The 19,047-nt window shown below is 45.5% G+C and carries 23 protein-coding genes and 1 pseudogene; 14 read left to right on the top strand and 10 right to left on the bottom strand.

Annotation, left to right across the window (positions count from 1 at the left end):
- Positions 1-10: 10 nt before the first annotated feature.
- The 8 genes and pseudogenes from H8K55_RS09030 (at position 11) to H8K55_RS09000 (ending at position 5,550) form a co-directional block, all read left to right on the top strand.
- Positions 11-424, top strand: coding sequence for a hypothetical protein (locus H8K55_RS09030; RefSeq protein WP_186941765.1), 414 nt, complete (start codon positions 11-13; stop codon positions 422-424).
- Positions 421-1,029: a type IV pilus inner membrane component PilO gene (locus tag H8K55_RS09025; RefSeq protein ID WP_186941764.1), complete on the top strand. Its 609-nt coding sequence runs from the start codon at positions 421-423 to the stop codon at positions 1,027-1,029. Before H8K55_RS09030 ends, H8K55_RS09025 begins: the two co-directional genes overlap by 4 nt.
- Positions 1,026-1,613, top strand: coding sequence for a hypothetical protein (locus H8K55_RS09020; protein ID WP_186941763.1), 588 nt, complete (start codon positions 1,026-1,028; stop codon positions 1,611-1,613). Before H8K55_RS09025 ends, H8K55_RS09020 begins: the two co-directional genes overlap by 4 nt.
- A gap of 35 nt (positions 1,614-1,648) precedes the next feature.
- On the top strand, positions 1,649-4,042 hold the full coding sequence (locus tag H8K55_RS09015) for a cohesin domain-containing protein (RefSeq protein WP_222612417.1): 2,394 nt from the start codon (positions 1,649-1,651) through the stop codon (positions 4,040-4,042).
- 8 nt (positions 4,043-4,050) lie between these two features.
- Positions 4,051-4,155: pseudogene (locus tag H8K55_RS22295) on the top strand (pilus assembly FimT family protein); the annotation flags it as partial.
- A gap of 24 nt (positions 4,156-4,179) precedes the next feature.
- Positions 4,180-4,554 (top strand): hypothetical protein, encoded by a 375-nt coding sequence (locus H8K55_RS09010; RefSeq protein ID WP_408057964.1) that lies wholly within the window; start codon positions 4,180-4,182, stop codon positions 4,552-4,554.
- A 5-nt stretch (positions 4,555-4,559) separates the two neighbouring features.
- Positions 4,560-4,994, top strand: a complete 435-nt coding sequence (locus H8K55_RS09005) for a type II secretion system protein (RefSeq protein ID WP_186941761.1) — start codon at positions 4,560-4,562, stop codon at positions 4,992-4,994.
- The gene (locus H8K55_RS09000; RefSeq protein WP_186941760.1) at positions 4,984-5,550 is read left to right on the top strand and encodes a type II secretion system protein; all 567 of its coding nucleotides are present in this window, start codon (positions 4,984-4,986) and stop codon (positions 5,548-5,550) included. Before H8K55_RS09005 ends, H8K55_RS09000 begins: the two co-directional genes overlap by 11 nt.
- A 239-nt stretch (positions 5,551-5,789) precedes the next feature.
- On the opposite strand, the gene H8K55_RS08995 is transcribed toward H8K55_RS09000, so the two are convergent.
- Positions 5,790-6,659: a hypothetical protein gene (locus H8K55_RS08995; RefSeq protein ID WP_186941759.1), complete on the bottom strand. Its 870-nt coding sequence runs from the start codon at positions 6,657-6,659 to the stop codon at positions 5,790-5,792.
- A 240-nt stretch (positions 6,660-6,899) separates the two neighbouring features.
- Here H8K55_RS08995 and H8K55_RS08990 point away from each other — a divergent pair, with 240 nt between their 5' ends.
- Positions 6,900-8,033: a GGDEF domain-containing protein gene (locus H8K55_RS08990; RefSeq protein WP_230408542.1), complete on the top strand. Its 1,134-nt coding sequence runs from the start codon at positions 6,900-6,902 to the stop codon at positions 8,031-8,033.
- Positions 8,034-8,045: 12 nt separating this feature from the next.
- On the opposite strand, the gene H8K55_RS08985 is transcribed toward H8K55_RS08990, so the two are convergent.
- From H8K55_RS08985 to rsmD, 3 genes are all read right to left on the bottom strand, one after another.
- On the bottom strand, positions 8,046-8,306 hold the full coding sequence (locus H8K55_RS08985; protein WP_186941758.1) for a YfhL family 4Fe-4S dicluster ferredoxin: 261 nt from the start codon (positions 8,304-8,306) through the stop codon (positions 8,046-8,048).
- Positions 8,307-8,435: 129 nt separating this feature from the next.
- Complete coding sequence (gene coaD / locus H8K55_RS08980; protein WP_186917029.1) at positions 8,436-8,924, bottom strand: pantetheine-phosphate adenylyltransferase; 489 nt, start codon at positions 8,922-8,924, stop codon at positions 8,436-8,438.
- Between the two features lie 102 nt (positions 8,925-9,026).
- Complete coding sequence (gene rsmD / locus H8K55_RS08975) at positions 9,027-9,698, bottom strand: 16S rRNA (guanine(966)-N(2))-methyltransferase RsmD (protein WP_186941757.1); 672 nt, start codon at positions 9,696-9,698, stop codon at positions 9,027-9,029.
- A 170-nt stretch (positions 9,699-9,868) separates the two neighbouring features.
- Between rsmD and ftsY the strand changes: the two genes are divergently transcribed.
- From ftsY to rpoH, 4 genes are all read left to right on the top strand, one after another.
- A complete protein-coding gene (gene ftsY / locus H8K55_RS08970) occupies positions 9,869-10,981 on the top strand; it encodes a signal recognition particle-docking protein FtsY (RefSeq protein WP_186941756.1) in 1,113 nt (370 codons plus the stop codon).
- Between the two features lie 32 nt (positions 10,982-11,013).
- Positions 11,014-11,712: a cell division ATP-binding protein FtsE gene (locus H8K55_RS08965; protein WP_186941755.1), complete on the top strand. Its 699-nt coding sequence runs from the start codon at positions 11,014-11,016 to the stop codon at positions 11,710-11,712.
- Between the two features lie 27 nt (positions 11,713-11,739).
- Positions 11,740-12,657: a cell division protein FtsX gene (locus H8K55_RS08960; RefSeq protein ID WP_186941754.1), complete on the top strand. Its 918-nt coding sequence runs from the start codon at positions 11,740-11,742 to the stop codon at positions 12,655-12,657.
- A 262-nt stretch (positions 12,658-12,919) separates the two neighbouring features.
- Positions 12,920-13,819: an RNA polymerase sigma factor RpoH gene (rpoH, locus tag H8K55_RS08955; RefSeq protein WP_186941753.1), complete on the top strand. Its 900-nt coding sequence runs from the start codon at positions 12,920-12,922 to the stop codon at positions 13,817-13,819.
- A gap of 130 nt (positions 13,820-13,949) precedes the next feature.
- Here rpoH and H8K55_RS08950 read toward each other — a convergent pair whose 3' ends face one another.
- The 5 genes from H8K55_RS08950 to H8K55_RS08930 form a co-directional block, all read right to left on the bottom strand.
- Positions 13,950-14,492: an SCO family protein gene (locus tag H8K55_RS08950; protein WP_230408549.1), complete on the bottom strand. Its 543-nt coding sequence runs from the start codon at positions 14,490-14,492 to the stop codon at positions 13,950-13,952.
- 73 nt (positions 14,493-14,565) lie between these two features.
- On the bottom strand, positions 14,566-15,450 hold the full coding sequence (gene cyoE / locus H8K55_RS08945) for a heme o synthase (RefSeq protein ID WP_186941751.1): 885 nt from the start codon (positions 15,448-15,450) through the stop codon (positions 14,566-14,568).
- A 9-nt stretch (positions 15,451-15,459) separates the two neighbouring features.
- Positions 15,460-16,524, bottom strand: a complete 1,065-nt coding sequence (locus tag H8K55_RS08940) for a COX15/CtaA family protein (RefSeq protein WP_186941750.1) — start codon at positions 16,522-16,524, stop codon at positions 15,460-15,462.
- A gap of 9 nt (positions 16,525-16,533) precedes the next feature.
- Positions 16,534-17,133: an SCO family protein gene (locus H8K55_RS08935; RefSeq protein ID WP_329605013.1), complete on the bottom strand. Its 600-nt coding sequence runs from the start codon at positions 17,131-17,133 to the stop codon at positions 16,534-16,536.
- On the bottom strand, positions 17,114-17,833 hold the full coding sequence (locus tag H8K55_RS08930) for an SURF1 family protein (protein ID WP_186941748.1): 720 nt from the start codon (positions 17,831-17,833) through the stop codon (positions 17,114-17,116). Before H8K55_RS08930 ends, H8K55_RS08935 begins: the two co-directional genes overlap by 20 nt.
- 32 nt (positions 17,834-17,865) lie before the next feature.
- On the opposite strand from H8K55_RS08930, the gene H8K55_RS08925 reads away from it, so the two are divergent.
- Complete coding sequence (locus H8K55_RS08925; protein WP_186941747.1) at positions 17,866-18,066, top strand: twin transmembrane helix small protein; 201 nt, start codon at positions 17,866-17,868, stop codon at positions 18,064-18,066.
- Positions 18,067-18,163: 97 nt separating this feature from the next.
- On the opposite strand, the gene H8K55_RS08920 is transcribed toward H8K55_RS08925, so the two are convergent.
- Positions 18,164-19,024, bottom strand: a complete 861-nt coding sequence (locus H8K55_RS08920; protein ID WP_186941746.1) for a cytochrome c oxidase subunit 3 — start codon at positions 19,022-19,024, stop codon at positions 18,164-18,166.
- Between the last annotated feature and the right edge of the window lie 23 nt (positions 19,025-19,047).

The raw sequence follows: 19,047 nt of genomic DNA, 5'->3' as shown, positions 1-19,047 counted from the left end.
AGGACTCAATATGCTGCTTAAAAGAAGCCAGATTGATGTACGCCACGCTCAAGGTCTTATGAACGAAGCCGCCAGAAATAAGATGGCAAAAGAAGGCATCAGTATTACGAATGTGCAAGCACAAGCTATCAATGAAGCGACATTTCAACTTAATCTACCGTGGAATGACTTATTCGGTACGCTGGAATCCGCGACGCCTTCGCATATTGCTTTGCTCGCGATCGAACCAGAAGCAAAAAAAAATCTGATGAAGGGAACAGCCGAGGCTAAAAATAGCGAAGACATGATCGCGTATATCAGATTATTGAAGCAACAGAAATTTTTCCTTGACGTCATCTTACTTAAGCACGAAATCATGGAGCAGGATATTAACAAGCCCTTGCGATTTCAGTTTTTGGCTCAATGGGAGCAAGTAGAAAAATGAAGACAATTAATTTTAAGAAATTTTTCCTGCGCATTCAACTTCAAATGTCAGCCCATCAAATTTTGGGCTCGGCTCTACTTACCTTAATGCTGGTGAACATTTACGGATATTTTCATTTCATACCCAATCTGCAACATCAACTAATCAAACAAAGCAACGAATTAACCCAGTTGAAGCCCACGATAAGGACTGCGCCAGATTCAAAAAATATCGTATCGATGTCGACGAATGAACAAAGAATCGCCAGCTTCGCTAACAACTTAGGTCAGTATCAATCTAACGAACAATATCTTCAGGTGATCTTCGATACCGCTAACAAAGCGGGCATCACCCTTAGCAGCGCTGAATATCGTCCTGCGACAGAAACTAACGACCAGTTTCGACGCTATCAAGTCACTCTGCCGCTAAAGGGCTCCTACTTACAAATACGCCAATTTTGCCGTGACACCTTGATCGCTCTCCCCTTCACATCTCTTGATGAAATCAGCTTCAAACGCGAAGTGATTGGCAACTCTTTGCTCGAAGCGCGCTTGCGCTTTACCTTGTACCTGACCCCAAACTCCCGAAGCAAGGTAGTTTCTTCGTCGGAAGGGGTATTCGAATGAAAACAAAGCATCTTCTGTTAGGTGGATTATTTCTGATTGCAGCATGGCTCGCGCTGTTTGGCGACAAAACGCCCACATCCACCATTGCAGCCCCCATGCCAGGCAAGGAGCCAAAAACAGTTGCCAACCAAGTCGGCAACAAATCGAGCACGGCAAGCCTGACGAACGAGACCCACGAGCGCAATATGAGTGCTGGCTTGGCATCAATGAATAAGGCTCAGCCCGTAATCGCAAGTCTAATTAACCGTGCAGCACTTTTAGGCGAGTACGATCATTCAGAAAAACAGGCTAATAGCTTTTTTAATAGTCAAACTTGGACTACACCAGCGGCACCGGTAAAGATGGCGCCTCAAATCCCACAAACTCCGGTTGCACCACCGATTCCTTACAGCGTTCTTGGGAAAAAATGGGAAGACGGTATCTGGGAGGTCTTTTTAAGTCGTAATGAACAAACGTATGTCGTTCGAGAAAAAACAATTTTAGATGATCTCTATCGCATTGAAAGTATTCAACCACCGACAATGACACTAACTTATCTACCACTCAATCAAATACAGGTTCTCACCATCGGCAGCAGCGATTAATGTCTCATATCAGCCTTTTTCGATCAATACAAAATATGTACTCTAAACATTTTCTAAAAAATAGCGTCTTGAAAATTGCGCTCTTTCCACTTTGCGCAATCTTACTCGCGGGATGCGCGGCGCAAATGGCATTTCGGGAAGGAAAGAGCCTAGTTGAGGCAGGGCAAGTTGAGCAAGGCCTCAATAAATTGCAAGAGGCACTCGTTTACGACGAACGCAATGCTGAATATCGATCAGCCTATTTGCAAACTCGCGAAAGAGTGAGCTTAAAGCTGCTGACACAAGCTGACTCAGATTTTGCTCAAAATAAATTGGAAACAGCTAGTAACAACTATCAACGCATTCTCACATTTGACCCGACCAACGACAGAGCCAAGGCAGGACTCGATAAAATCGCAATGCAAAACCGTCACGCACTCACTATTCAAGACGTTAAAGCTGCATTGAATCAAAATGATACTGCATTCGCGGCGAACAAATTGCGTGAACTTCTGATAGAAAATCCCAACAATGCCGAAGCACGTACTATGCAACAAAGTTTGCAAGAAAAAATCGCTAGACCGGCATTAGAAACTGCACTTGCTACCTCGTTCAAAAAACCCATAACGATCGAATTCAAAGACGTCGCACTCAAGCAAGTATTTGAAGTAATTTCTCGCACTTCAGGGCTTAATTTCTTATTTGATAAAGATGTAAAAACTGATCAAAAAACATCGATTTTTCTTAAAAATAGTACGATTGAATCTGCTGTGCACTTCACATTGTTAACTAACCAATTAGAACAACAGATTCTCGATGCCAGTACGATACTGATTTATCCAAACACGCCAGCCAAGCTTAAAGACTATCAAGAGATGATGGTCAAAACATTTTTTCTCGCTAACGCCGAAGCTAAATCGGTGGCAACCACACTCAAAACGATTTTGAAAATACGTGACATCGTAGTAGATGAGAAGCTGAACTTGATGATCGTACGCGATAGTCCCGATGCGATCCGATTAGCGGAAAAAATCATCGCTATGCAGGATGTACCAGAGCCTGAAGTCATGTTAGAAGTCGAAATTTTAGAAATTAAACGATCTCGTTTGCAAGAACTCGGTATTAAGTGGCCAGACAGCCTCAATTTAATACCACTACCGAGCATCGCAGGCGGTAGCTTAACTTTACGAGATCTCAAAAACAATGTGAATAGTGGCACAGTGAGCGCAGGCATTGGCAATCTCACCGTCAACGCGAAAAAGCAAGACTCGGATGTCAATCTTCTCGCCAACCCCAGAATTCGTGCACGCAATCATGAAAAAGCGAAAATCATGATCGGTGAACGTGTCCCCAACGTCACCACCACAACCTCAGGTACCTTCGTATCGGATTCAATCGCTTATTTAGATGTAGGTCTTACCTTAAACGTCGAGCCAACCGTGTATTTAGACAACGATGTCGCCATTAAAGTATCGATGGAAGTGAGCAGCATCGTCAGCCAATTTCAAACAAAAAATGGCTCAAGCGCCTATACGATAGGGACTCGTTCAGCCAACACCGTTTTACGTCTGCGTGATGGTGAAAACCAAGTATTAGCTGGATTGATTAACGATGAAGACAGACGCAGTGCCACGAAAATTCCGTTTCTAGGCGAAGTACCAATTTTAGGACGTTTGTTCTCCACCAATGCAGACAACAACACCAAAAATGAAATTGTTTTATCCATCACACCACACATCATCCGCAATATCCAACGTCCAATCGCTGCAGTAGCAGAATTTAGATCTGGTACCGATAGTAGTTTCCGAACTCGTCCTGATTCTGGTTCCGGCTCAGCCATCGTCACGACCCAAACCGGAAATGGCTCGACCAGTACCGAGAATACCAGCCTTAACAATCATAATACCAACAACAATAATGGCTCGGGTTCGAATCCTAACGCTGGCCTAGGGCAGAGTAATTATGGACAAAACCAGGGAATAGGCAACGTACTCAATAATCCGATTCCTGTCAGCACACAAAACAACCCAATAAGTGGATCTAAATTAACGTGGCAAGGCCCAACCCAAACCAAAGTAGGTGAAATATTTACACTACAACTACAGATGCAATCGGATCAGTCAATCAATAGCTTACCGCTCAACTTAAGCTATGACACCAAAGCACTCCAATTGGTAGGTGTCAGTGAAGGCACATTCCTCAAGCAGGGTGGCGCCCAAACCAATTTTACTAGCAGGGTTGATCCTAATGGCCCGATCTTCATCTCAACAACACGTCTGGGTGATGGTTCAGCGACAAGCAATGGTATTGTCATGATTATTAATTTCAAAGCGATCGCAACAAGTGAGGCCAGCACTGTCCAAGTACTCAGCGTCACACCGACCACTGCTATTGGGCAAATCGTGAGTACAGCACTACCGACTCCATTTAGCATCAAGATTTTGCCATAGCTGATCTTATGGGAATATATAACTCGTCTCATAGGTACAATAGAAATACGCTAGGGTTTACCTTAATCGAACTATTGGTAACCCTTGCGATTCTCGCGGTACTGGCTACTAGCGTAATCCCAATAACGCAAATTGCTGTGCAGCGCACAAAAGAACAGGAACTAAGACTCGCTCTACGCGAAATCCGGCATGCAATTGATGCATACAAACGTGCAAGTGATGAAGGTAGATTAGCCAAGCAGTTTGGTAGCTCTGGCTATCCAAAAAACTTGGAGATCTTAGTCAATGGAATTGCAGATCAGCGCGACCCAAAACGTCAGAATATTTATTTTCTACGCCGAATTCCGCGTGATCCTTTCAATAGCAACTCACAACTGGAAGATGGGGAAACATGGGGTAAACGCAGCTATACTAGCGAAGCCGATGATCCCCAAGAAGGTCTCGATGTCTTTGATGTCTACAGCACCTCCCGCGAAATCGGGCTTAATAGTATCCCCTACAAAAAATGGTAATCGGTATGCCGCTACGCCAATCACTTTCAACGCACAACAGCGACTACAGGCACGCTGACAAGAAATGCCTATTTTGCACAGGATTTACGCTCATTGAACTGCTGGTGGTACTCGCCATCATTGCATTACTGGCGACGCTCTCAGTACCGCGATATTTCCAGAATATAGACACAGCAAAAGAAACGGTGCTCGCCGATACTCTTCGAGTAACTCGAGAGACCATCGACAAATTCTATGGTGACACTGGTCGTTATCCGGAATCACTTGAAGAACTTGTAGAGAAAAAATACTTACGTGCCCCCCCCTTCGACCCCATCAACGAAAACAGCACCACTTGGGAACTCATTGCACCAGAAGGCGATAACAAAGGCAATGTGTACAATATTAAAAGCACAGCCAACGGCAACGACCGTCACGGCAAACCGTATCGTGAGTATTAGCGTGCAGCTCCGCCAGTCTAGTTCATCACCTAATTATCACAACCGACACAAAAGTACGGGGTTTACTTACATAGGCTTGCTCATTGTGATTGCACTTCTTGGTGTGGTTAGTGTAGCCACCATACAAGTCGGAAGCATCCTTCAACGAAGAAGCGCCGAGGAAGCATTGCTCGACATTGGAGCAGAATATCAACGCGCGATGGTGAGCTACGCCAATGCGACCATCAACGGGCAAAGGTCATCGCCTCAGTCACTAAATGATTTAATCAAAGATCCTCGCTATCCAAAGATAACTCGACATTTACGTCGTATTTATGACGACCCACTCACTGGAAAAAACACCTGGGGCCTGATTTATGCAAAAGACAATAACGGAATCATTGGGATTTATAGCCTATCGGATCAAAAACCAATCAAAATCGGAAATTTCTCACTACAATTCTCCCAATTCAAAAACAAGTCTTCTTATCGAGAATGGATTTTTTTCAATCCATCGTTATACGCGGTGGGTTCCGAAAGTTATCCTAATACTTTATCCGGTCAAAGCGTCCGTTAGAATTAGCTAATATTTTGTAGCATGTTTGAAAAATCAAGTCATAGACAAAATAAAGTAATCACATAAAAAGCAACAAAAATGATACCTCAACGACCGACGGCGTTATAAGCCAATTAAGCCCACGAAAAACAAGGGAATCATGCGAACAAACTTTAACAAGTTAATAAAATAATTCAAATCAAACTGAAGTCGGGAATTTTTTTGACGTCAGTGGGGTCGCTACCCCATCGCATCCGTGATCACAATTTCACGACCACATTCAAACCATTGACGTTACGTATTTTTTTATCTGGTTGAGTCACAACATCTGCGTCAAATTGAAGCTCAATCAAGGCATCGTCACTAAAATCGGGATTGTACAAAGTGATGGAATAAGTTGATCTGTCTTTGTCTACTGCCAGATTCATACGGCGTTCGCCCTGTACCAAAGTCGCCGCCTGCAAACCCATCCACTCCGCAGGAAAACTCAAAATCACTTTCTTGGTCTGACAAGGGCCTCCAACTGTACGCATCAAATTACGCGCGACAAATGGCAGGTCATCGTAATGAATTGCCCAAAACATTTCACATTCAAGTCGTAAATCACCTAAGCGTCGATGTTGTGTAGCGACACCTGGACTTTTCACCAACGGCCACCAGCGAAACATTTCCTTCTTTCGATTGATCATCAATTCGGCGCGTTGAGAGGCCGCCTGTTCATCGCGAGGAAGTACGAAGCTACCATCACTGGCGAGCGGTATTGTGCGGCTCGATTCATCACTAGCCAAACGTAAATTTACGCCCGACAAACTCACATCCAGACGACGCGGTTTCAATATGAATTGAGGCGATGCTTGTGGTGCATGTGCATGATATTTTTCAAAAGCATCCAGACCTTTCAACATCACACGATATGATTTCCAATCAGGATCTTTTGTACTGCTAATTTCTACCGTTTGATCTGGTGTCGCTGGCTCCCTCACCTGCTCACTCACCCGTTCCTTCACATGCTCCAGCTCCTGCTTAGGGGGATTTTCTTGTGCGCTTAGCGTGAAGTTTGACATACAGCTTAATATCGCGATGCCAAGATAAATGTTGAGCAATACGACATGACGCAAATTTTTTTTCATCGAATTTATTCCCACTATTTCTGATTATTTATTTCCACTCAGCAAGCAAACGCAATCATCGTTTTCATCCTCTAGAGAAACAATGTCGCATCTCGACGACAGATCACCCCCTTGCGTTCGGCCTTACACACTTTCTCACTTGTTAAAGAATGTGAGTTAGTGTCTGGCAAAGCTGGCCTATGATACAGTAATGCCAACGTTGCATATCGTCGCCCCTTCTCATCTTGGCATGAAAACTCTATGGATAATTCATTCACCACCAGTAGCACTCATCTTGGTGATGCTATGCATAATGAAGTACATATTGTGCGTGCACAGCTACAAGATCTCATCAACGAAGCGCGCCACAATCAAGCGATTTTGAATCGCCATCAAAGCTTGGATTTGCAACTGATAGGGGCACATAGTTTTCGCGAATTACTGCAGCATATTTTTGTCACCTTAGCGGAGATTTGTGAACTCGATCAAGTCAGCTTGAGCCTAGTAAATACGCAGCACAATTTACAAGAAATGTTGGCAGATCTGAAAATCGACAAGGAAGAATTTCCTTTTCTTTTGTTCGCGCAAACTGAAACAGATTTGCAGCTTGCCGGTCAACCTTTGAAAAAACCGGTGCTCGGCGAATTCGATCAGACCATACATCAGTCTTTGTTTGCGTGTTGTTTTGAACAGCCCGTCAGCGTTGCGATTATTCCTTTAATCCGACAAAGCAAATTAATCGGCAGCTTAAATTTAGGTAGCGCATCGCCAGAGCGCTTTGTCAGTGACATGGGCACCGACTTCATAGAGCGCTTGGCTTCTATCATCGCTATCTGCTTGGAAAATGTGATCAACAGTGAGCGTCTGACGCAAATTGGCTTAACTGATGCTCTCACCAATGTCAGCAACCGTCGTTGCGTGGAGCAACGCATGCTGGAAGAAATTGCGCGTGCGCGGCGTCAGCATTACAGCATTGCCTGCATGTATCTGGACATAGATCACTTTAAAAAAATCAATGATCACCATGGTCATCAAGGTGGTGACGAAGTGCTGAAAGAAGCCGCGAAACGCATCAAAGCTGAGCTACGATTGAGCGACACTATAGGACGTTTTGGTGGTGAAGAATTTGTCGTCTTGCTGATCAATACCAGTCACGACAATGCCAAACACGTCGCAGAACGGATACGAAAAAGCATCGCCGATAAATCCTTTTTACTGAGCATGACGGGATTATGCGATGTCAGTCTGTCGATAGGAATCGCGACCTTATCCGACAATCATAATTCTGGGGAAATTGAAAACACTGCGCAAGCTCTATTATTAAGAGCGGATCGCGCTTTGTATGATGCGAAAGAAAAAGGGCGCAACTGCGTATGCGAAGCGCCAGATGCTTGAATTCGGACGAGCTTAGTTTTTCTTGGCTGCTGCCTGCAGCATTTCGTATTTTGCCATTAGCTGCTCTTTGCTCTCGCGCCAAGCTGGATTAAATGGAATGCAGCTCACCGGACAGACTTGCTGACATTGCGGCTCGTCGTAATGACCAACGCATTCTGTACATTTATTCGGATCGATTTCGTAAATCTCTGGCCCCATATAAATCGCTTCATTGGGGCATTCAGGTTCACATACATCACAATTGATGCAATCGTCGGTAATTAATAAGGCCATAATTTCACTTTTTACTGGCGTCGGCTGACGCGCTAATTTTCTACTTATTTGCAGCTTACGTTGTTGCTTACATCGCTGCTTATTTGCTGCTCACTTGCTATCAGTTCAGCACACACTGCGCACCGAACTTCACTTATTTTGCTCTGCAATTTTCTTCTTCAACCAAGCATCAACTGAAGGGAAAACAAATTTTGAAACATCGCCGCCAAATTGCGCAATTTCACGCACGATCGTGCCGGAAATAAATTGATATTGATCAGATGGCGTCAAGAACATCGTTTCTACATCAGGCAATAAATAACGATTCATCCCTGCCATCTGAAACTCATACTCGAAGTCGGATACTGCACGCAGGCCACGCACAATCACACGCGCATCGTTCTTACGAACAAAGTCTTTCAACAGCCCAGAAAAACTCTCGACTCTGACATTCGGATAATGTCCCAGCACTTCATTCGCAATACTAAGGCGCTCTTCCAAAGAGAAAAAAGGTTTCTTATTTTTGCTGTCAGCAACCCCAACAATCAAGGTGTCAAACAAGCCAGAAGCACGACGCACTAAGTCTTCATGTCCGCGCGTCAGCGGATCAAATGTTCCCGGATAAACTGCTGTAACCATGACATTTCCCTTGGTGGAATGGTGTTTGTGATTTTGTTTTTACTAAGTTCTTATGCAATATTCGACTTAGCTTTTTATATTAGACGCGCATTATCCCAGATTTTATACAGCTTCACCCGACTCGGTGTTGCGTTGCAACAAATGAAAGTACACGCTACCAGCCTTATCCTGACGCAAAATGCGCCAAGTCGGTTCGCAAGCTGCTGTCGCGGGTACCGAATCGAGCATCAGCGCTTGTTCAGACTCAACATATAAAATTCCCGTTGGCGTCAGCAAATCAGTGCAGAGCGGCAAAATTTTTTCTAAAAATCCCAGATTAAAAGGTGGGTCAAGAAAGATCAGGTCAAACTTCTGTTGCTTGACCAAGAGATTTTTGACCAATAAAAGCGCATCACCACGCAGTAAATGCACCTGTTCTGCCCGTAATTTCTGTTTAGTTTGCTCTAATTGCTTATAGGCGGGTGGAAATGCCTCAAACATCGTGACCTGACTTGCCCCCCGACTGGCCGCTTCAAATCCCAATGCACCACTACCGGCAAACATATCAAGACAGGAAATGTTATTCCACTGACCATTATGCAAATGATGCAACCAATTAAACACCGTTTCACGCACGCGGTCAGGTGTCGGTCTCAAACCATCGGCACTAATCACCGTCAAAGGCGTACGCTTCCAGAGTCCGCCTATGATTCTGACCTGATGACTGGCCTGGCGGTGATTTGCACGCGGCGCTGGCGGCGGCGATGGATTCTGGCGATTCTTGTTGTGATTCATAGCGGGGGCGGAAAATCGACGGTCTGCTCTGTTAGAATGGCAGCATTCTAAAGGTTTTTCGCCATAACACCGCAATTGTCTGCCTTGCGATACGTATTTTCCTGACGGCATCCGCATTTTGCACCGACAGCGAACAATCTCAACACCACTCTTAACGTAAAATTTCATCAATGTTTAGCTTTTTCAGAAAAAAAACGCCAGAGCCTGTATCCACGCCAGCTAGCGCAGAAATCCAAGAACATCAGTCAGTTAATCCGCCTTCTGATTCTGCAACAGAAACCAGCACTCAAACTCAAGCGATCACGGGCGAAATCAATCATCGCGCTACGGAATCAATTATTGAGCCAGTTGCGGAATCAGTTGCAGAACCAGTTGCAGCACCAGCGAAACTATCCTGGATCGCCCGTCTGAAACAAGGCTTGGCAAAGACTTCATCGAATCTGACGACATTGTTTATCGGTGCTCGTATTGACGATGATTTATACGATGAATTAGAAGCTGCTTTGCTCACTGCAGATGCTGGTGTCGAAGCCACCATGCATTTACTGGAAAATTTAAAGCGCAAAGTCAAAGAAGAAAAACTGACCGAGGCAGAGCAAGTCAAAGCAGCATTGAAAGTGTTGTTATTAGACTTGCTAAACCCTTTGCAAAAGCCATTTGAACTTGGCCGCTATCAACCCTTAGTCATGATGATTGCAGGTGTCAATGGCGCAGGTAAAACGACGACCATCGGTAAGCTCGCCAAACATATGCAAGTGCATAATCAATCCGTGGTCTTGGCTGCGGGCGATACCTTCCGCGCCGCAGCCCGCGAACAATTAATGGTCTGGGGCGAGCGCAATAATATTACGGTTATTGCACAGGAATCCGGTGACCCGGCGGCGGTTGCTTTTGATGCAGTCGCCTCGGCCAAAGCACGTGGTACGAATGTCGTGATGGTCGATACTGCAGGTCGCTTACCGACGCAATTGCATCTGATGGAAGAACTCAAAAAAATTAAACGAGTGATCGCCAAAGGCATGGACGGCGCGCCACAAGAAGTCTTGTTGGTGATTGACGGAAATACGGGGCAAAACGCGTTGGCGCAAGTCAAGGCTTTTGATGACGCTCTACAATTGACGGGATTGATCATTACCAAACTGGATGGCACCGCTAAAGGTGGCGTATTGGCTGCAATTGCCAAAACCCGCCCTATTCCCGTGTACTTCATTGGCGTGGGTGAGCAAATTGAAGACTTACAAGCCTTCAATGCCCAAGAATTTGTAGATGCCTTGTTGCAGTAATCTTCATTGGTCTAAAACGACGAAAGTTTGCGATGATCGAATTTCAACATGTAAGCAAAGCTTATGCGAATGATGTGTACGCCCTACGCGACGTGTCCTTGAGTATTGGCGATGGTGAATTAGTGTTTTTGGCGGGACCTTCTGGCGCGGGCAAATCGACCTTGCTACGCATGATTGCCGGACTGGAAAAACCTAGCAGTGGCACAGTCATGATGAACGGTCAAAACATCAGCAAATTAAAAGCTGGCAGCCTGCCCTATTTGCGGCGCAAATTAGGCTTGATCTTGCAGGGACAGGGCTTATTACTTGATCGCAGCGTGCTGGCGAACGTCATGCTGCCGATGATCGTCGTTGGCGAATCTGTCAGTGAGGCGGAAACTCGCGCCCGTGCGGCTTTGGATAGACTCAATATGTTGGACAAAGCAAACGCATCTCCACTTGCGCTCTCTGGAGGCGAACAGCAACGCGTAGCGATTGCGCGTGCGATTGTAAATCGTCCGCAAATCATTCTGGCTGATGAACCAAGCGCCTATCTTGATCGCGACAATACCATCATCGTCATTAATGCTTTGAAAGCTTTTCAACGCTCAGGTGTGACTTGCATTATTTCCAGCCATGATGAGCAATTCCTCGATCAAGCTAATCGCGTGATTTATCTGAGCAAGGGAGAGGTTAAGGATTCATGGACTTCTTCGGTCAGTTCGACCAACAGCGCGGACATTGCCGCCTAACATAGAATTCGCTAGGATACAAAAATCATGACCAACTGGTTCCGCCAACATGCTTATGCTTTGCGTAGCGCACTCACCCACTTGCGCGCTGCGCCGGGCAATTTTCTTTTTAACGTACTGGTAGTAGCGATCGCCTTATCACTACCGATTGCAGGCTTAACCATTTTAGAAAACATCCGTCCAGTTGCGTCACAACTGTCGATAGAACCCGAGGTAAGTGTTTTTCTGAAGCCAGAAATGGCTAGCGCCGATGCGGCAAACTTACAAGCTCCCATCAAAAAAACACTCAAAGACCTGCAAATTAATGCCAAATTGCGCTTCGTCGCCAAAGACAAAGCATTGGCTGCAATGGAAGGAACAAATAGTCTGGCGGAGGTATTAGCCACATTGGGAGGCAATCCCTTGCCCGACGCCTTTGTCTTGTCTCTTTCCAATTCTGACAGCGACAAGCTAGAGCAACTTACTACGGCTTTGCGCGGGCTTGATCATGTCGATGTAGTGCAAGTGGATTCCGAGTGGGTTAAACGTCTGGCAGCATTACTGCATGTAGCACAGATGGCCTTGTTATTCTTGGCTGGCACTTTGGCTGTCGTCGTGATCGTCGTCATTTTCAATGCGACGCGCTTGCAAGTCATCTCGCATCAAGCTGAAATTAGCGTCAGCCGGATGTTGGGCGCAACCAATAGTTTCATCCATAAGCCGTATTACTACACAGGAGCGATGTTAGGCGTGCTCGCTGGTGGCCTCGCTTTGGGGCTGGTTGCCTTATCTTTGCAGCCATTAAATCAGGCAATCGCAGAATTTGCCAAGTTGTATGCATCTGAATTCCACCTCAGCCCGCTTGGTATATTACCTAGCCTGGGTTTAATTATCATCAGTAAGTTACTAGGTTTGAGTGGCGCTTACCTCTCTGTACGCCGCCAATTATCAAAAATTCCGCATTGAGCAGAATCGATTTGAATTCTCAGATGCAACTTTCTTGATATTTCACGGTCTAAATTGCTAATTAAACAGTAAAGTAAGCAGCAAAATAAGCAGAAAAAACGCTAAAAAATTAATTTTTTTATAGCGAAGCACTTGAAATTCGACAAAACAAACAGATTATTAGCACTCATGCCGATTGAGTGCTAATATTAGAACTTGAAGATACCTAAAAAATTTAGGTAGGGCTCTATAGATACAATCTGATTTGACATCAGGAGGAAACATGACACAAACATCAGCACAAGGCATTTTGCGCTCTTCGGACAGCACCGCTTTAGCACTGGGGTTTACCGGCACATTGGGCAATATTGATGCCTATATTTCTGCGGTCAATCGTTTGCCTATGTTAACGCACGAAGAAGAAATTGATCTCGCGACTAAATTAAAACTGCACAACGATTTGAACGCTGCGCAACAATTAGTTATGTCGCACTTGCGTCTGGTCGTCTCTATTGCACGCGGTTACTTGGGCTACGGTTTGCCACATGCAGATTTGATTCAAGAAGGCAATATCGGCTTGATGAAAGCAGTTAAGCGTTTCGATCCCGATCAAGGCGTACGCTTGGTTTCGTATGCGATGCATTGGATTAAAGCCGAGATGCATGAATACATCTTGAAAAACTGGCGCTTGGTGAAAGTGGCTACGACTAAGGCACAACGAAAGTTGTTCTTTAATCTGCGTTCGAATAAAGAAGGTCTGGATTCCATGACACCTTCACAAATCGACAATCTGGCAAGTAAATTAGACGTCAAGCGCGAAGATGTCATTGAGATGGAAATGCGTCTGTCTGGTCGTGATGTTGCTTTGGATGGATCAAGTGACGATGAAGATGAAAAATTCGCACCTATCGCCTACTTAAAAACTGAAGCTGGTGAACCAAGTAATGTGATTGAAGCTCAGCAATACGATCGCTTGCAAGGTGAAGGTTTGGAATCCGCTTTAGCGAAACTCGATCCACGTTCACGTCGTATCATAGAATCACGTTGGTTACAAAACGATGATGGCTCAGGTGCGACTTTGCATGAACTGGCAGATGAATATGGCGTCTCGGCCGAACGCATCCGTCAAATCGAAAGCGCAGCGTTGAAGAAGATGAAAGGTGCATTGAGCGAATACGCTTAATTCAGGTCACCCGAATACGCCAAGCTTCAAGCTTAGCACTCACAAAAAAGGCACTCATAGAGTGCCTTTTGTTTTATTTTATTTTGTTTTGCTGAAGTACCGATTAGCAATACTTGCCTATCAAGATCGATTACTGCTGCAGCAGTATCTTCAAGTCATGCACAATCGCGTCGGTCTTTTGTCCATACTGAACGTACAAACGAATTCTTCCTTCAGGATCGAATACATAGCTCGCTGCAGTGTGATCCATCGTGTAACTATCTGGTGTTTTACCCGGGCTCTTTTGATAGAACACTTTGAACTCTTTCGCGACCTTCGCCGTTGCTTCTGCATTCCCATATAGACCGAGGAAACGCTTGTCGAAATTTGGCACGTAAGCCGCCAATAGCTCTTGCGTGTCGCGTTCAGGATCAACAGTTACAAACAAGACTTGTACACGATCTGCCAAAGGACCGAGTTGCGTCATGACTTTGGACATCTCGAACATTGTCGTCGGGCAGACATCTGGGCATTGGGTATAACCAAAAAACAGCACGACCGCCTTACCCTTGAAGTCAGCCAAAGTACGTGGCTGACCATTTTGATCAATCAGGGAAAAGTCTTTGGCGTATTCCAATCCAGTTAAATCTGTATTCACAAATTTTTCAGCCGGCTTAGTACAAGCACCAAGCATCAAGCTCAGCAAAATCGTCAATGTCAGCCAAATCGAGCGATTCGAACGCGAGTGCAGAGAAAGAGTTTTCATATCAGAATTTGATGTAATGATCGATCAATAAAGCGGCGAATAAGAGCGACAGATAGACGATAGAAAACGTGAAAGTCTTGCGCGCCAATACGTCATCATAGTGGCGGTAAATTCGCCATGCATACCACAAGAAACCCAAGCCCAAAATGATTGCGCTGACCAGATAAATTAAGCCGCTCATCTTGACTGCATACGGCAATAAAGTCGTTGCGAATAAAGCGATTGTGTACAGCCAGATATGAAAACGGGTAAATTCAGGACCATGCGTAATAGGAAGCATAGGCAAACCCGACTTCGCATAGTCATCACGTCTATACATCGCCAATGCCCAGAAATGCGGTGGTGTCCAGACAAAAATAATTAGCACTAACAACCATGCTTGCATCGGCACTTCATTGGCAATCGCCGCCCAACCCAGTGCAGGAGGCATCGCACCTGACAAGCCACCAATCACGATATTTTGTGGCGTTGCCGGCTTCAGGATAATTGTATAAATCACCGCATAGCCGACAAAAGTCACAAACGTCAGCCACATCGTCAAAGGATTAACTAAGGCATAGAGAATCCACATGCCAGCGCCACCAATCACGCCTGAAAACAGCAAAATTTGCTGGGTGGTCATTTCACCTTGCGCACTCGGACGGCGAGCCGTACGTGCCATACGTGCATCGATTTCACGCTCGACCAGACAATTCACCGCAAATGCGGCACCGGCTAATAACCAGATACCAATAGTCGCAGCCACCACAATACGCCAGTCGGGCAATCCGGGAGTCGCCAAAAACATGCCTATCACAGCACAGAATACCGCTAACTGGGTAACACGCGGCTTAGTCAGCGCTACATACTGCGAGAGGCGATTAATCAAAATACGAGGCTTGGTCATTATATGTGCTTAAGAAACTGGAACGGCGCTGGAGCGAACCCGATAGTTTAACACGCTCAAGATCAGCACGAGCAGCGCTGCTCCGGCGTTATGCAAAACGGCAATCGCCAACGGCCAAGAAAAGTAGATCGTCGCCACGCCTGTCATGAATTGCATTAACAATACGGCAAATATTGCATTACCCAATTGCTTCGTTTCAGCTTGTTGTCGGCTCAGCCAAGCAACACTGGCAAGCAGTGCAAACACGACCCATGCGAAACTACGATGCACCCAGTGTATTGTAATCAAGGCCGAAAACGGCAAGAAATCGCCGCTACCAGTTCGTCCTAATTCGCGCCACAAGGTGTAAGCATGTTCAAAATCAAGCTGTGGAACTACCTCGCCATTACACAAAGGATAATCATGGCAAGCAAGCGCTGCGTAATTAGTGCTGACCCAACCCCCGAGCGCGATTTGCAATACCAAGATCACAAATGCAAAAGGCAATAAGCGTGGTAACAATGGCGGGAGTTTTAACACAAGCTGCGTCGCTTCACGTTGCCACGCCCACACCAGCATACCCAGTATCGTCAGTGCCAGCATCAAGTGGATAGTCACAATGATGGGCTGCAATTTCATGGTGACAGTCCATTTTCCAAAGGCCCCTTGAATTCCTACCAGTACAAACAAGATGGTCGGAAGCCAAGGGCTATGGCGCATGGATTTACGTTTCCACCAAGCGATTCCCATCTGCAAAATAATTAGCACGCCAACACTCATTGCCAAATAACGGTGGATCATTTCTATCCAAGCTTTAGCAACGGTAACTGGCCCGGTCGGTAGCAAAGTTTCCGCTGCTTTGATCTCGCTGTGTGCTTGAAATGGGTTGGCTTCGCCATAGCATCCCGGCCAATCCGGACAACCGAGTCCTGAGTCGGTCAGGCGGGTAAATGCGCCGAAAATAATCAGGTCAAAAGTCAAAAACAAAGTGACTGCAATTAACTTGCGAAACTTGTTCTGCTCTTTAGAAATGAGTACTAAGGCCAGCGGAAACACCGCAAACAGCAGCCCGATAATAGCAAGTTGGATCAGCATAATTTTGACTCAACCTATCGCCGACGCTTTCAATAAGCGGCTCAAATCTTTCTTCACTTTATTGGGGTCAGCATCTTTGGGAAAACGCATCATCAAGTTGCCCAATGGGTCAATCAAATAGATATGGTCATACAAGCTTGTACCCGCGGCGATATCAGTAGGCAACCACTTCTCCAATGTCGCTTTATCCGCGCGCAGCAGATGCGTACCTGCGATCCCAGGTTTGATTTGCTCAGCGACTGGTTGCTGATCGGAGATCAACCAGACCCGTTCAATTCTGTCCATTTCTTTGCCTTGTACTAGACGTAACTGACGCATCTCCAACAACTTACGCTGACACGTTTCGGCACAGCTTGCTTCATCAATTTGCAACATGACCCATTTGCCTTTGAGTGCAGTCAATTCAGACGGCTTACCGTCTACACTTTGAAGATTCAGGTTTGGCATAGGATAATTACGCGGGTCTAATAAAGTCCCGTAATTATTTTTTGCCCCCGGTTGAATCACATAGTAGGTGAAGTAAGAAGCAATCATAGGCGACGCACAAACCGCCAACACCGCAAATAATTTCCAACGACCTGCTGCTTTTTTATTTTCTACTTTTTCCACGACGAATTCCTGTAACAACAAAAAAGATGGCTGCCATTAAGGCCAGTCCATACCATTGAAATGCATAAGCTCGATGTTTATCTGCTCCCGCCGATGGTTTTGGCCAATCACGAATCAAGCCATCACCACTATCCGAGGTTTGTTCCACAATTTTATCGGCGAACTTTATTCCACTCTGCTGGCGCAGATCGTCGAGCAATACACTTTGTACTATAGCGCCCGCTTTTAAGGCTGGGGCTTTCCCTAGCTGCATAGTACGATCCAATTGATCGCGTACGACGCCTTCTATTTCTATTACCGACTCGTCGGTCAACAAAAGCGGTATTTTAGTGCGATCCGCGACATCGCGTTGCAACCACCCGCGCGCGATCAGAATCGCTTGTTCACTGCCTAGCATTTTGAATGGCATCAAGACATAAAATCCAGCAACACCATACAAGGGTCGGTTATCTAAATAGAGCGGCCAATTGTGTACAAATTGCCCTTTCAGTTTGACCTTGTGAAAAGCTCTGAGCTGAGCAAATTCGACTTGTGTATGGATGTTTAGCGCAGGCTGGCGCATTTGTTCCTGAATCACCGTAGCCATTTCCTCTTTTTCCAGTGCTCGTCTGGTTTGCCAGTTACCCAACAAAATTCCCACAACGCACAATAAAGCCGTTGCCACAAACGGTAAGATGCGAGTCAATATCGACTTAAGCATTACAATAGCTCTTTTGCAGATAAGTGATTAACATGAAAATTCTGGTCGCCATTGCCTTCATCCTGATTTTTGTCAGCTTGGGTTCCGCCTTAGTCTATTTAATGAAAGACAAAGGAAAAAGTAATCGTACAGTTAAAGCTTTAGCGTTTCGCGTCGGCTTTTCTATCAGCCTGTTTATTCTGATTTTGGTCGCCAACCATTATGGATTAATTCAACCGACTGGCATACGCTAACTTACTCCGACAGCAGCCCATTAAGATTCAAAGCATTTCGCTGAATGAACAAAAAGCCGCACTGTGTGCGGCTTTTTGTTCAGTTCAATTCAGTCGATTACAGCCAGTACACAACAACGTACAGGCCCAACCACACTACGTCAACAAAGTGCCAGTACCAAGCCGCGCCTTCAAATGCGAAATGATGATCTGCTGTGAAATGACCTTTCATCAAACGATACAAGACTACTGACAACATGATCGCACCCATCGTGACGTGGAAGCCATGGAAACCCGTCAACATAAAGAAAGTAGAACCGTAAATACCTGAAGTCAATTTCAAGTTCAATTCACTGTATGCATGCATATATTCATAAGCTTGGAAGCCCATGAAAACTGCGCCCAACAAAATCGTGGCAAACAACCAGAATGCTGTCTTTGAACGATGGCCTTCGCGCAATGCGTGATGTGAAATCGTCAAAGTCACGCCCGATGCCAACAACAATGCCGTATTGATTGTTGGAATTGGGAATGGCCCCATAGTCTTAAATGCTTCCACTGTACCAGCTGGGCCTATATTGCCCCAATGCGCAGCGAAATCCGGCCACAATACTTTGTGATCCAAATCAGCCAACCAAGGCATAGTAATGCTACGTGCGTAAAACAATGCGCCAAAAAACGCACCGAAGAACATCACTTCAGAGAAAATGAACCAGCTCATACTCCAACGGAAAGAAGTATCGATACGAGCATTGTATTTACCACCTTCTGATTCAGCGATCGCGTCGCCAAACCATTTATACAAAACAACTAATGTCAGGAAAATACCTGCAAAATTCATGTAGGCGCCCCAAGTTGCGCCATTCACCCATGCGGATGCGCCAAGCATAGTCAGCAATAATGTTGTGCCACCTAAAACTGGCCACTGTGAAGGACCTGGCACGAAATAGTAAGGTGCACTAGCGTTGTGAGAACTCATTTCCATCTCCCGATACAATTTTT

This window comes from Affinundibacterium flavidum, from assembly GCF_014284175.1.
GTDB classification, from domain to species: domain Bacteria; phylum Pseudomonadota; class Gammaproteobacteria; order Burkholderiales; family Burkholderiaceae_D; genus Undibacterium; species Undibacterium flavidum.
Note: the sequence above shows the minus strand (reverse complement) of the source record. Positions and strands in the feature narration are given on the sequence as shown.